Below are 14,530 nucleotides of genomic sequence, written 5' to 3' on the forward strand. Positions count from 1 at the left end.
CCCCTCTTTGATTATCCTTTCACTGCTCCAGCAGTCATCCCTTCAACAAGGTAACGCTGTAAGAATACAAATAGAATAATGACTGGAATAACACTGAGTACCGACGAAGCCATTAAACTACCCCAATCTGTCTGATAGAGTCCTTTGAACAAACTAATTCCTGGTGTTAATGTTCGATGCCCCTCATCGTTAATGAATACAAATCCAAACATAAACTCATTCCAGGCATTAAGAAAAGCAAACAACGATGTTGATACCAAGCTTGGTAATGAGACCGGAAGTAAAATACGAAAAATCGTACCCAGCTTCGAACAACCATCAATTTCTGCCGCTTCCTCCATCTCAAATGGAACACTGTCAAAGAAACTCTTCATCATGAACGTACACAGAGGAACCGTAAATGTCGTATAGGCAAGAATCAACGAGAGGTACGTGTTAATCAGTTCCATCTTACTCATAATTAAGTACAGAGGAATTAAGAGCAACACACCTGGAATCATTTGCGATAACAACATGGCAACACTGAACACTTTGACACCCCTAAAGCGAAGAAAACGGCTGAGTGCATATCCAGCAAAGATGGATATCATGATTGCACAAACGGTTGTTGTCAGGGCAACGAACATACTATTCTTAAAAAACGTTAGGAAAGCCGAATTATTAAGAACATTATCAAAATGCTTCATTGTTGGCTCGCTCGTCCAGAAACTTGGAGTGACCGAACGAATCTCATTCGACGGTTTGATGGACGTGACAAACATCCACAAAAAAGGAAATATGCAATATAGAGAAAATCCAATAAGGATTACATAGGTTATTGCCTGTAACAAATTTGCCTTTCGTTTACTCATTAGCATAGTTGATCACACTCCTATTATCCGAATACCTAAGCCCGGTTCTTTCTCGATGTATAAAAGTAATATATGATAAATGCGCTTAACATAAAGCCTAACATCAAGGACGCAAGCGCGGATGCATTACCAAAGTTATATTCCTGCATCGCATATCGATAGATCATTATCGGCAACGTCTCTGAGGAATGTAGCGGACCGCCTTCGCTCATAATCCAAATAAAGTCAAAGTTGATCGCTGTCCAAATAATATGAACAAATATAATCGTCAGTGAGACCGTCTTTAGCTGTGGAAGTACGATTTTGAAGAATCGTGTTCTCACACCAGCACCGTCAATCGCTGCCGCTTCAAGTACATCACGAGATACTGATTGAAGGCCTGCTAGTAGAGTAATGGTGAAAAAAGGGAAACTTCTCCATATATTCACGAATGTAATAGTAAGTAAGGCTGTATTCATTTCTCCAAGCCAGTAATACGGCTTATCGATAATGCCCATGCTTGTCAGCCAATAATTGATGATTCCATAATCCGGTGAGAGCATCCAATCCCAAGTTAGACCTGCAACAACAATCGGTACGACCCAAGGAACGATCACAAGAGCACGAAAGAATGTTCTTCCCCTGACATTCTGATTGAGCGCCACCGCAGATATCAATCCAAGAATATATTCTCCGGTTACAGATAAGATGGTCCAAATCAAGGTATTACGTAAAGAGCTCCAGAAATACTCATTCGCGAACACTTCTTTGTAATTATCTATACCAGCGAAACCATTCAGTGATTTATTAAGTAAATTCTTAAAATGAAAACTATCCCATAATACATTCAATAGTGGATAGGCATTCAATAGGATAAAGAACAGTAGTGCAGGGAGTACATACCAGTAAGCAATTCGTCGTATTTTTCTTTCTCTAAGACTCATCGTCTTCATTTCCATTGTTCTCACCACGTTTTTTTAAGATAGAAAAACAAGCATAGACGGAAATGATGTTCTTTCTATGCTTGTTCTTCTTGTAATCTATCTAGTTCAGAAACCTAGTCTGCGCTTAATTCATCCGTCTTTTTCAAACTGTCATTGATCGCTTGGGACAACCACTTCGCTACATCTTCAGGTTTGTCATTCTTCAACATTCCTTTAGCCAATGCATCTTGCATTGCGGTTGTAATACTACCTAGCGATACAGATGGGAACACGACTCCAGAATCCGCAAGTGCAGTGAAATCTTTACCCCACTGACTATCACTAACTACATCTGTTCGTGGTGCTTCATTCAAATTCACCGCACTTTGGTATTCAGCGCCTAACAAGAATTTAGCAAATTCCCATGTTGCATCTGTTTTATCGATTTTAGTCTTGTACATATACAGTGGTGCAATTTCCATGAATGTAGCCGCCTTATCGCTATAAGGTGGAGCCGCAATTTTTACATCAGCCATTTCATCTGGATGTTCTGCGCCATATGTCTCTATCCAAGAACCATCAACAACCATCGCATATTGATCAAGCGCAAAGTTCTGATCTTCTTCTTCCCAACCCCATGTTTTTGCGTCAGATTTGATCGTTCCTGTGCTTAGTAGGTCTTGGTAGAATTGGAATACCTCTGCGGCCTTAGTCAATTGATCAGGGTTATCCTGCCAAGTGTTCTTATACTTTCCATCACTCATTTGCTCAGCCAATACCAGGTCTTTCTGCGCTAAATACATGATGAGTTCCTGAGGCGAACGAACACCAGCTCCAGCAATACCATAAGCCTCTTGCCCTGTCTTTTCTTTAATAACAGGACCCATAGCTATCAATTCATCCCATGTCGCTGGAGGAGCATCATAACCTGCCTTTTTCAAGGTATCTTCATGATACAAAAGTGCACGAATTCCCAAGTAATTAGGTAGCGCTTTCAATTTACCGTCTATAGTCAGAGAATCAATAACGTTGCCGTAAAACTTGTCTTTCTCTTCCCAGCTGTTGAAATAATCTGTCAAATCGAGCAATGTGTCAAATTTATTGAACTCACCGAACCATTCTGCCAGACCCCAACTGATATCTGGAGCGTCGCCTGCGTTAAAGGCAGCTACGAGTTTGTCGTGCATAATATCATAACTAATGACTTGTAGTTTGACATCAATATCATCCCTGCTCTCATCGAACTCTTTAACTAACTTAGTAATCGTCCGACCTTCTTCTGAACTTGGATCCAAAGCTGACCAGAAATCAATGGTAACGACCTTGTCTGACTTCTTGTTAGCGTTAGAACTTGTAACGTTGCCTTTAGTGTCATTGCTTCCACAACCTGCCAAAAGCGCTAATACCATAACCGTTGCAAGCACGAAGGATAACTTATTTTTACTCTTCAACATGATCCCCTCACTTAAATGAGATTTTATTGTTTCTTTTACAAGATTAATTGTACTAAGTAATCAAACATTTGAGCATGATGTAGAATTCAGTTTAATGTTGAATATATTAAGTCGTTTTCCGATAGTCGGTTGGTTTCATCCCCGTATACTTCCGGAACACTTGACTGAAATAACGCTGATCCGCATAACCGACCATAGCGGCAATTTCATAGGTCTTCAGATCACTATTCACAAGAAGTCGCTTCGCATGATCTATCCGTACCTTTGTCAAATATTCCAGATAACTTACCCCATTCTCGTTCTTAAACAGCGTGCAAAAATAGTTTTTATTAATATAGAATTCACTGGATATTTCTTCAAGTGTTACGGTTCTATAGTTAGTGTTGGTATATTGAAGAATTGCACCGATTAATTGTTTACCACTCTTTTCCTTAGGATCAGTAGCATAGCTATTTAGTAAATACTCTATTAATTTCTTCATTTGTTGCTTCACTTGTTCCACTTTTAGTTCATTCACACTAGACTTCACAGTTTCAAGCATAGAGGCTAGTTCGTTATCCCCCACACTTGTCTGTTCAATCTTACTTACAATTAAATTAATCGCCTGTTTCATTTCTAATCCGCTCATCTGCATTAGGGTGCCATCTTGCACTAACCCATCTAGTTTACTTAGCAATGCCACACCATCACGTAGTGATCCTGCATGGACAAGCATTTCTAACATCTCTCCGACTTTTCTCCACTCGGATAACCCTTTAGATTCAGTTATGCTTTGCAATGACTGTTCGTAGTAAGCAATTGCCCCATCATCACTTAGCCTAAGTCCTTCTATTGCACGAACCGCCTCTCGATAGGCTTTTTCCATGAACGTTATTCGGGATTTATATTGACTTACTCCAAACTTCACCTTAACCTGCATCGTATCCCAAATAGACTTACTGAGCCTGTGCAGTGTCTTTTCTAGCCATGCTTCCGACTTTTCACTAACGGAAACTAGGATAAGAAATTCATTTGTTTTATACAAATTGCGAAATACATTTGCTTGTACTCCCCAACCGACCATACATTCATTCAATACATTTCGGAACGCATAGTACAACACTTCCCGATCTCTCTCATATCGACGATTCACATACTCATCTAAATCCGTTAATTTGATAACAACGGCATAGTAGCCTGCTTCTGGTAATTGCAATAACAATTGTTCGGCTCTAACAATCATCTCATTCTCTTCCTGCAGTGTGCCATCTATCACTTCCGACATAAATTGATCCTGCATGAGTACAATACCTTTATGAAGTATCGCTTTCTCATTAATCTCTTCCTTCAAAGCAACTCCTTCATTCTGAATTTGTTCAACAATTTTGCTAAGAACGGTCAAAAATTCGGCTTGCTGAATGGGTTTGAGCAGATAATCAATAGCGTCCAGTAAAAATGCTGGACGCAAATATTCAAAGTCCCCATAGCCGCTAAGCACGAGTACCTTGGATCGATATTGCGAAGATTTTAACCACTCCATAAATCCAAGGCCATCTGTTAATGGCATTTTTATATCCGTAATAGTGAAGTGGGGATTACTCTCCATAACTATTCGTTTAGCTTCTTCACCGTTATAGGCATGGCCGACAATACTCCATCCAAGCTCACTCCAGGGTATCATCTGTTCCAACTGATCATGTACGGATTGTTCGTCATCGACAATTAGTACTTTCATGGACTCACTTCCTTCAGAGGTAGACTTAACTCAATGCATGTCCCTTTACCGTTCTTACTATAGACTCGAATACCATAAAGATCTCCACAAATAAGCTGAATGCGAGAATGTACATTATGCAGACCGATCGAACTATTAGCCCTCTCAAACAGATTCTCTCTACCTAATGAGAATTGTACGTTTTCCAATTGTTCTGTGGTTAGACCTACCCCATTATCCAACACGTATAAATACAGTATTCCATCCTCTCGATTAACCTTAGCAAAGATTTTGAGCAACTTCTTCCCCTGCAAGAGTGGTATAAGTCCATGTTCTACGGAATTTTCAACAATGGGTTGTAAAATTAACTTTGGAATGGATAAGTTCCGAGTGCTAGAGTCCATTTGAAATCGAATTCTTATACTTTCAGGGTACCGCTTGTTAATGATAACCATATAATTTCGTATATGCATCAGTTCATCCTTGACCTGTACCCATTCATTACGAATGTTCATATTGTAGCGGTACATATTGCTTAAGCTTTGACAGATGAGTTTCAAATCTGGGACATCATTGACTTGAGCGATACTCGACATCGTCTGTAGCGTATTGAACAAAAAATGAGGCGATATTTGCGCTTGCAAAGCCTTGATCTGTGATTCTTGATTCGTTAACTGTAACTTGAGTTCATGATCAATCAACTGCTGAATTGTATCCACCATTTTATTAAATTGCTTACCCAGATAGCCGATCTCGTCATTAGTTACTGTATCGATTCTTACGCTGTAATCACCGATTTGAATACGCCCCATCTTTCGATACATACTGACAATCGGTTTCGTCATACTGTAACTCAGGGAGTAAGAAAACACGAGTACTAATACCCCAGATAAAATCAACACCCCGATCACTCCGTTACGAAACAGTATGACCGCCGGATCTGCATAGAAGTTATAGTGTAATGTCCATCCTTCTGTTCCAAGTGGGACCTCAAGTATAATAGGATCTCCCTGTAGTTCCTCGGCAGAGTAAATACTTCCTACTTTCGTAAAATCGGTATGATAAGCAATCTGTCCTGATTGGTTGGTTAGGGCAATGCTCCCATTATAAAAATCGTTATACTTTTCTATTAACTCTCGAAAATATGATTCTCGCATATCAATGACGAGTAAGCCCGTTCGCTTGCCCATCGAGTTAACCGGATATAGATATTGAATGACTGGCTCACTGTACATACTATTGTAATTGAGGAGAATCGTCGGTTCTCCTTCCGATTCCTTGGATTCTAGTAACAAATTCTGAATATACTCACTAGTTAAACGCGGATACAAACTGGGGAAAAAGTTTCCTACCGCCTCATCGTCTACATTGATTAGGTACATCCCTACAATGTCTTTGACCCTCGAGTTGTTGTATACACTCAGAAAAAACTCTTTTATATCGCGCACATTATCATACGTGCGGCTCTCATTTGGTAAATAAGCAGTATTGTTTGTCAAACTCTGAATCAGATCCGGATTCGAGTATATTTGGTAAGCGGTTTCATAAAGGGATTGAAAATATTGCTCCATCGTATCTTTCATTCCTTGCTCTGTACGGGTCTTTGCAAACTGAATGTCTTCCTTCATATCCCTTGAGATCTGATAAGCTATGATAGCGGAAGTAATACTTAGGGGTAGGATCACTACAATAATCATCGACCTAAAAATTTTTACACGTATTCCTTTAAACTTCATCTTATTCACGACCTATCTTATGAGGTTTCAGTACTAAGATTAAAATGCCTCTATTATATATTAACTTTCATAATAAATGGTAACCCTTATCCGATATAATAATATAGGATAACTAAGATAGGGAAGAGGAGCTTCAGTCATATGAAAAAAGTCGTCTTGCTAGTATTTCTGGCCTTTGTTTGTTTTGTACCATCCACGTTTGGGGCAGTTCCAGCCAAGAATTTTGTCATCGTAGATGCAACGAGTAATGAATCCTTTGTTCCCATTAGGTTTCTGAACGGATATAACGGAATCTCGATGACATGGACTTCTACAGATCAACGAATCGATATAGTCAAAGAACAAGTTCATCTCACTCTATTCGTTGGTAAAACAGCCGCAACACTTAACGATGAATCTGTCCAATTATCTACTGCTCCCTTTAACGATAACGGTATAACGTATGTACCACTTAAATTCGTTAGTGAGGCTATGGACATGCAGTTGATCTGGGATAAAGATTCCGCGTCCGTCAAGATCAATCAAGGGGAAGTTTCGGCCTCCTTACCTTTCATCAACCAAGGAAAGAATACCAACAACAGCAAGCCGATCGTGAGTGAGAAGAAAACATTCAAGGTAGGTAAGAAGTCTTTTAACGTACAAATGGTTACAATCTCATTATTGCATCCCAAGATTGATTTGGATGTCGTACTTGCGAGTGATACCATAGGCAAAGTGGAAGATCTAAGTAGTCTGGCCAAACGTAATAACGCCGCCGTTGCTATTAACGGTACTTTCTTTGATGCGTATACGACAGGAGAATTCAAATCTCCTTATGGCTACATTATTAGCGGGAATGAGCTCCTCCACTACGGTGACCGTCGTACCGTCTTTACTTATGACAAGAATAATCTGGTTCAGTTGATCCCAGGAGATGAGTTCCAAGATCGCTTTAAACAAGGTACGATCGAAGGTGGTCTTCAGGCTGGGCCTCGTCTTATAACCAATGGAAAAGTGTCACTTGACGTGGAGAAGGAAGGCTTTAAAGATCCCAAAATATTAACGGGTGCCGGAGCCCGAAGTGCACTGGGCATTACGCGTGATCACAAATTGATCCTAATTACCACAAGCGGTGCAACGATTCCGCAGTTAGCGGAGATCATGAAACAGGCAGGAGCTTATCAGGCGATGAATCTAGACGGTGGTGCCTCTAGCGGACTCTACTATAATGGTAAATATATAACGGCTCCCGGACGTAAGATCAGCAACGCTATTATAATTAGGAATCAATAATTATGTTGAAAAGAAGAACCCCCTAATACCAGGGGGTTCTTCTAGTCTTTCCGCTCCTTTATCATTTCCAGAAACTCCAAGATAATATTAGAAACGGCATCTTCCTGAGGCATATAAATGTACTTGCTAGTTCGCAGGATGTCCCATTTGAAGAGCTCAATCAGCTTTAATGTTGATTCTGGATCATTTTGCTGCGCTTTATGAAGTAAAGTTAGGAACTCATCATCCGGGATAACTCTTGAATCATTTTTCGCTTCCATTTGTTCACCCCTTGCTGACTCATATTTAACTCCCGAGCCACTTCACCTTCTGTCTTGTCTTGGATGTAAATCTTATAGATAATGGTTCTTCCCGTGTTGGAGGGTAGATCATTAATGAGTTGTCTTACTACGATTTTGTTATCAGAAGATGATGTGAAACTGGTTGTGGCCGGTTCAAATCCGATAAACGAACACTCACGCTTCCTTACAACTTTAGCCTTATACTGAATCCGCCAAGCAATCCGATACACTTCTTTTCTATACTCCTCAAATACGGTCTGTTGTTCCATCAAAACTACCTCCCCCTTTCATTTTCATCTTCTATATATAGGGAATTTATAACGATAGTTTACAACCCATATATTTCTTATATTTAGCAATTATAACATTTATTTTCAAATTTATGGTTGTAGAATCACGTGATTATTTTCTCTATAGTGTGAAAGGAACTTCAGGGGAAAGGAGGGAGCGGTCATGCAGGTCACTGATATGATATCATTGGTTACCAATGTGGGATTTCCCGTCACGTTATGCTTTATCCTTATCAAATATGTTCTGCAAACTGTAGGTACCAAACTGGATAAGTTGGAATCTTCTATGCACACACTAACGGAAGAGATTAAAATTCTAGAAGACAACAGCGATGAAATCCGAGATGTAGCGCGCGCTAATCCAAAATCGAAATGACCCTATCCCATCCAGAAATGACACGACTTGCAGCTCCCTCCCCCTTTCTGTGACACCTAAGAATCAAAAAAAAGCAACCTACACCACGGATAAAAGCTACCGCTTAGTGGGTTACTTGTCTAAATTAATACTTGGTAGGTATCCCACTCAGAGAGGGTAATACTTGTGACTAATTGGTGAACGGCTGCTTACTTCATTTTATTCGAAATAAATAAATTTAGCATTATATTTTCTATATTTTTCATAATTTTCTAACTTATTCATAGGGTGGGATAACCTAAATTTTCAAAAATGAGCATTGTAAAAACTTGTCGGAACGAAGTATAATTAATTCAAATTTGAGACAGGCGGTTGATCATGAATACTATAGATATCCTCATAGCTTCGGTCCCTTATATCAAACAAATCGTTAGAGAAGACATTATGATTGGCATTACAGATCTGAATCAATTTCTGTACTACGAGCCTTCGGCGAACATTGATTTCGGTATTCGTCCCGGTGATCCAATCCCTCCAGATGACAAGAATCTTCGTACCGCATTAAATGGAGAGTTCTCTTCTACTCACCTACCAGCCAGCATATATGGGTTCCCGATCAGTGCCATCGCTATCCCAATTAAGGATCAGAACGGAGTCATCATTGGAGCGTTTGCCACGGCTCAATCCACTGAAACCCAGCAGCATCTAGAAGAGAATATGGAGAATTTAAACCATATTACTGGACGTTTAGTAGATATGGTGCAAACCGTTGCCGCGCATTCAGAAGAATTGTCTGCAACAAGCGAACAGATTATGACTAATACTAAATACGCAGTAGAAAATTCTTCAGAGATTAATAATACGATTAGATTCATTCAGGAGATTTCCAATCAGACGAATCTACTCGGACTTAATGCGGCTATTGAAGCTGCCAGAGTAGGCGAATTGGGAGCAGGTTTTGGTGTCGTTGCCAAGGAAGTAAGAAAGTTATCCGTCAGTACCAAGGAAGCTACCAACAATATTTCGACAACATTATCTAGCGTTCAGAAATCCATTCAACAATTGGAATCCGATTTCTCACAAATTGCTCTCTCTTCTCAGGAACAGGCCATTCTAGTTACTGAATTTATGAATGTCATTGAGCAGTTAAATGATTCCAATCAACAAATGAAGTCCTTTATTGAGGGTTTGATCCATCACAACAAGAAATAATTCAATATTATTTGATAAGAACACAGGGCTCCCAATCCATCAGGTTTGGTTGGCCCTCTTTTTTTATTGGTATTAGTACCTAGTACTAGGATAACGTGCTATACTGTTTCTAATGACTACGGATATACCATCATATATTAATAGGAGATGTTCATTTTGGACAATCAGCAATGGATCGCACCGGAATACTATAATCTGACTTCGGAAATGGAACATCATCCTTCCGATAAGGTTGCGCTTAAATGGTTAAGTGAGAACGGAGATTTCGAGGAGATTACTTACGGAGAACTCCGCAAGCAGGCTAATCGACTCGCCGGAGGTTTAGCTGGTTTGGGTCTTCGCCAAGGAGACCCCGTGCTCGTTATGGTTCCCCGGAGAATTATCGCTTATGTCATCTATATGGCTTGTCTAAAGCTTGGGCTTGCCATTATTCCTTCTTCTGAAATGCTTCGGGCCAAGGATTTATCCTACCGCCTTCGGCATTCTGAAGCCAGAGCTGTTATTGCATGGTCTGAGGTCACACCTGAAGTTGATAAAATTTCAGAAGATCTGCCTGCTTTAAATTACCGTCTATCCGTTTCTGGGAATAAAGACAACATCGGTTCAGACTGGATTGATCTAGAAGGATTAATGGAGGATCAACCTGATACTTTCGAAGCTGTTCAAAGTCACAAAGATGATATCGCTATTCTGGCCTATACCTCCGGAACAACGGGCAATCCCAAAGCTGTAGTCCATAGTCACGGCTGGGGTTATGCTCACTTACGGATCACTTCGTCGTTATGGTTCGATATAAAAGCTTCCGATACGGTCTGGGCAACAGCGGCACCAGGCTGGCAAAAGTGGATCTGGAGCCCGTTCTTGACCGTACTTGGAAACGGAGCAACAGGTTTCGTATACAATGGATCATTCGGGCCGGAGCGGTACCTACAACTGCTCCAAGATCATAAAATCCAAGTATTATGTTGTACCCCAACAGAATACCGCTTAATGGCCAAGACAGAAGGCTTAGACCAGTACAACCTGTCTCACCTGCGTTGTGCGTTGTCCGCCGGCGAGCCTTTAAATCAGGAAGTCATTAACACGTTCCAGCGCCATTTCGATATCACCATCCGGGACGGTTATGGACAGACAGAAAGCACTTTGATCATTGGAACACTTAAAGATACTCCTATCCGTACAGGTTCTATGGGCAAGTCGATTGCTCCTGGACTTGTAGAAGTAATCGATGAGGATGGTAACCCACTTCCAGCGGGAGTTGTTGGAGACATTGCCGTGCATTTGAGCATGCCTGCGTTGTTCAAAACCTATTACAAGGACCCTGAACGTAAAGGAAACTGTTCACACGGGAATTATTTCGTTACAGGTGATCGGGCCCGCAAAGATGAGGACGGCTACTTCTGGTTCGAAGGTCGGGGTGACGATATCATCATTAGCTCAGGTTACACAATTGGACCCTTTGAAGTTGAGGAAGCACTTATGAAACATGCCTCGGTCAAAGAATGCGCTGTTGTAGCGAGCCCTGATGAAGTACGTGGTCATATCGTTAAAGCGTTTGTCGTGTTAAAGGATGCTAACTCCGCTTCTCCTGAACTTGTTAAGGAGCTTCAGTCACATGTCAAAGAATGGACAGCCCCTTACAAATATCCGCGTAAAATCGAATTTATCCAGGACCTTCCGAAGACCTCCTCCGGTAAGATACGGAGAATAGAGCTACGTGAACAGGAAAACCGAGCGGCACAAGAGTAAGCTTGCTTGAGATATTGAAAAAAACCGAAAGACTGACACTTAGAACGGTGTCCAGCTTTCGGTTTTTTTCTACGCCAGCAAACGAAGTAGCACAATTCCGGCCAAGGCAAGAGATAATCCCATGATCTCTCGACGGGACATGACTTCTTTTAGATAAAAACGGGCATAGAGCAGTACAAACACAACATTCATAGCACTGATTGCCGATACAATACCCGTAACCCCTTCCCGGAAAGCCGGGATGAGGAATACCATGCCCGCAATATTCGAAATCCCAACAAACATCCCCCAACCAAGCGTTTTGCCATTACTCCATTGGACTGGAACTACTACAGTTTCCGGGGCGGTGTCCGCATCTAATACCGAACCTTCCACTTCGGCTGCTGCTATGCGCATAGTATGTCTCGAAGCTTTTAACCGATTGATGGCCCACTGCGTGCCAAATAATGTTGCTCCTGTTCCATACATGACGGCCAGTACTGGTAGTGTTGATGCTCCAAGTAGTGTTGCTTGTTTGGATGATAGATCCGTCAAACCGAAGAACAGCATGGTTAGCAGCCCCCATTGAATTCCTTTTAACTGCCCTAGCTTGAAATCTTGGGAGTACTTAATCAACAGGAGGCCAAGAATGACCACAACAAAAGACAACAACTGCCAGAGGTTTAACGTTTCCCCCCACAGCAAGTAAGCCGCGATAACAACAATAACAGGTGGCAGCCCGGTGAACAAAGCGATTATCGAGGCTTTACCAACAGCATACCCCTTATACATGGATGCATTAGCGATAAACGAAAATCCCCCCATCAGTAAGCCGATTATAACCCCACTCCCCCAAGGTTGCCCTGCAAATACGTTCACTCCTAAAGCAATCAACGTCCCTGACAAATAAACACCGAATAACAGTAGATTTCGTTCAATTGGACGCTGAGACGTCCACTGATACAAAATTCCTCGTATCCCAAAACACGTTGCCGCAGCGGCGGCAAAGACAAACCACATTTCTCTATTCCTCCCAATCTATTAATCTCTCTAAATCTCACATCTTATAGATACCCAATCCTCTAAACAGAAAGAGCTGACACTTAAGTGTCAACTCCACCTCTTGGACATGCTTATGTATTTAAAGCCATCTTCAAATGGCTTAATGAAATTATATTATACCCTAGTATCGAAAGAAGGGATACATTATACCGCACTTTCTACTGTTGAAATATTCCCTTTGTTGCGGCCCATCAGGAACATTAGCGGAAGTCCACACAACACTATAATTGAACCTAATACAAACACATCATCCACCCCCATCGTAAATGAGAGCAGGCGGATCGTGTTAGTATCACTAACACTTGTGCTGACGAGTTCCTTAGAGTGGAACAAAGATCTGCTCGACAATAGAGAGGTAAATACGGCAATCGCAAACGAGCTTAATACATTACGAATCCAGTTATTAATTGAGGTCGCGTGACCAGACCATTCTACTGGAATTTCCTCCATTGAGGCCGTACTACTTGGAACATTAGCGAAGCCAAGGCCGAAATTACGTATGATCATGGCCCACATAATAAAGTTATTCGAAACGTTCACACCAAGCCAGCTCATCATGAATAACCCGAGAAAAATAAATACAATCCCAAAGGAGATCAGCTTAACTGGGCCAAACTTTGGATATAGCTTACCAACGATTGGACTAAGTAGTGCTAGCACAATAGATGATGGCAACAGAATCAGCCCCGTTGCAAGTGGGGTTTCTCCTTGTACGGTTTGTAAGAACAGTGGTGTTAAATAAGTTCCTGTATACATCGCTACCGTAACAATGCTGTAGATACTGAGCATAACCGTAAATCTTCGATTGCGAAATACACGTAGATTGAGTAGCGGTACTTCTGTTGTCAGCTCCCGCCATACAAACAAGATCAGCAATATGATCCCTACAACGATTAATGATATGGTTTTCCATGAGCTCCAGCCCCAACTGCTACCTTGGCTAAAAGCGGTTAGCAAGACGAGACTGCCCAGAACTACGGTAATGACACCAGGTACGTCCAAAGATTTCGGAATGTTCATTCGATAGTAAGGAATGAGTGTTTGGGTCAAAATAATAGCAATGATCCCCACAGGAATATTGATCAAGAATAGCCAGTGCCAGCTAGCATACTGCAGTAGCCAACCGCTGAATGTAGGCCCAATAGCGGGAGCAACCATGGCAGACAGTGACCAAAGACTAACAGCAAACGCTCTGCGTTTTATTGGAATAACCTGAAATATGATGGTCATCGTACAAGCCATGATGAGTCCACTGCAGGCGCCTTGGAGCATCCGAAATACGATCAGTGAGGTTGGACCCCAAGCTACAGCACATAATAACGAAAAGATGGTAAATCCAATTAAAGCAAATAAATATAGCCGCTTATAACTGAATCTTCCTCCAAGGTAACCGGTAAGTGGTGCTGTTACACCCGTAGCTAACATAAAGCCAGTTATCATCCATTGCATGGTATTTAGGCTGGTATGAAAATGATCCATTAACATCGGAACGGCAATGTTAATCGTCGTTGTACTTAAGACAGAGACGAAAGTTCCGAAGAATATGGCAATCATGATAGGCCAAAAATGATTCTCTCTTCCTTTTGTTTCTTCCATCAACGTTCCCCTCCAATTGCGCATATGTCTATTTTTACATATAATAAGAATAGAAATAATGCTACACCCCTAGGAATACTATGTCAATTCCGACATAG

Annotated in this window: 12 protein-coding genes; 4 read left to right on the forward strand and 8 right to left on the reverse strand. The window is 41.2% G+C overall.

The genetic code is table 11. The annotated features are described in order from the left end of the window. Positions 1-11: 11 nt before the first annotated feature. The 5 genes from EJP82_RS15025 to EJP82_RS15045 form a co-directional block, all read right to left on the reverse strand. The gene (locus tag EJP82_RS15025) at positions 12-857 is read right to left on the reverse strand and encodes a carbohydrate ABC transporter permease (protein WP_127192892.1); all 846 of its coding nucleotides are present in this window, start codon (positions 855-857) and stop codon (positions 12-14) included. Positions 858-886: 29 nt separating this feature from the next. Next, complete coding sequence (locus EJP82_RS15030; protein WP_211350115.1) at positions 887-1,789, reverse strand: carbohydrate ABC transporter permease; 903 nt, start codon at positions 1,787-1,789, stop codon at positions 887-889. 98 nt (positions 1,790-1,887) lie between these two features. Next, positions 1,888-3,207, reverse strand: a complete 1,320-nt coding sequence (locus EJP82_RS15035) for an ABC transporter substrate-binding protein (RefSeq protein WP_127192893.1) — start codon at positions 3,205-3,207, stop codon at positions 1,888-1,890. Positions 3,208-3,313: 106 nt separating this feature from the next. Further along, a complete protein-coding gene (locus tag EJP82_RS15040) occupies positions 3,314-4,921 on the reverse strand; it encodes a response regulator transcription factor (RefSeq protein WP_127192894.1) in 1,608 nt (535 codons plus the stop codon). After that, positions 4,918-6,636, reverse strand: coding sequence for a cache domain-containing sensor histidine kinase (locus EJP82_RS15045; protein ID WP_127192895.1), 1,719 nt, complete (start codon positions 6,634-6,636; stop codon positions 4,918-4,920). The genes EJP82_RS15040 and EJP82_RS15045 overlap by 4 nt, the downstream gene beginning before the upstream one ends. 141 nt (positions 6,637-6,777) lie before the next feature. Here EJP82_RS15045 and EJP82_RS15050 point away from each other — a divergent pair, with 141 nt between their 5' ends. Continuing rightward, the gene (locus EJP82_RS15050) at positions 6,778-7,908 is read left to right on the forward strand and encodes a phosphodiester glycosidase family protein (RefSeq protein WP_127192896.1); all 1,131 of its coding nucleotides are present in this window, start codon (positions 6,778-6,780) and stop codon (positions 7,906-7,908) included. 211 nt (positions 7,909-8,119) lie between these two features. Here EJP82_RS15050 and EJP82_RS15060 read toward each other — a convergent pair whose 3' ends face one another. Continuing rightward, complete coding sequence (locus EJP82_RS15060) at positions 8,120-8,461, reverse strand: DUF1492 domain-containing protein (protein WP_127192898.1); 342 nt, start codon at positions 8,459-8,461, stop codon at positions 8,120-8,122. A 181-nt stretch (positions 8,462-8,642) separates the two neighbouring features. Between EJP82_RS15060 and EJP82_RS15065 the strand changes: the two genes are divergently transcribed. The 3 genes from EJP82_RS15065 (at position 8,643) to EJP82_RS15075 (ending at position 11,795) form a co-directional block, all read left to right on the forward strand. Next, complete coding sequence (locus tag EJP82_RS15065; RefSeq protein ID WP_127192899.1) at positions 8,643-8,855, forward strand: hypothetical protein; 213 nt, start codon at positions 8,643-8,645, stop codon at positions 8,853-8,855. 357 nt (positions 8,856-9,212) lie between these two features. After that, entirely contained in the window at positions 9,213-10,046 is an 834-nt protein-coding gene (locus EJP82_RS15070) for a methyl-accepting chemotaxis protein (protein ID WP_127192900.1), read from the forward strand. Between the two features lie 153 nt (positions 10,047-10,199). Beyond that, positions 10,200-11,795, forward strand: a complete 1,596-nt coding sequence (locus EJP82_RS15075; RefSeq protein ID WP_127193010.1) for an acetate--CoA ligase — start codon at positions 10,200-10,202, stop codon at positions 11,793-11,795. A gap of 69 nt (positions 11,796-11,864) precedes the next feature. Here EJP82_RS15075 and EJP82_RS15080 read toward each other — a convergent pair whose 3' ends face one another. Continuing rightward, positions 11,865-12,794 (reverse strand): DMT family transporter, encoded by a 930-nt coding sequence (locus tag EJP82_RS15080; protein ID WP_127192901.1) that lies wholly within the window; start codon positions 12,792-12,794, stop codon positions 11,865-11,867. Between the two features lie 186 nt (positions 12,795-12,980). Beyond that, positions 12,981-14,432, reverse strand: coding sequence for an MDR family MFS transporter (locus EJP82_RS15085; RefSeq protein WP_246054157.1), 1,452 nt, complete (start codon positions 14,430-14,432; stop codon positions 12,981-12,983). Positions 14,433-14,530: the final 98 nt, after the last annotated feature.

The organism is Paenibacillus anaericanus, assembly GCF_003994475.1.
In the GTDB taxonomy this organism is placed as follows: domain Bacteria; phylum Bacillota; class Bacilli; order Paenibacillales; family Paenibacillaceae; genus Fontibacillus; species Fontibacillus anaericanus.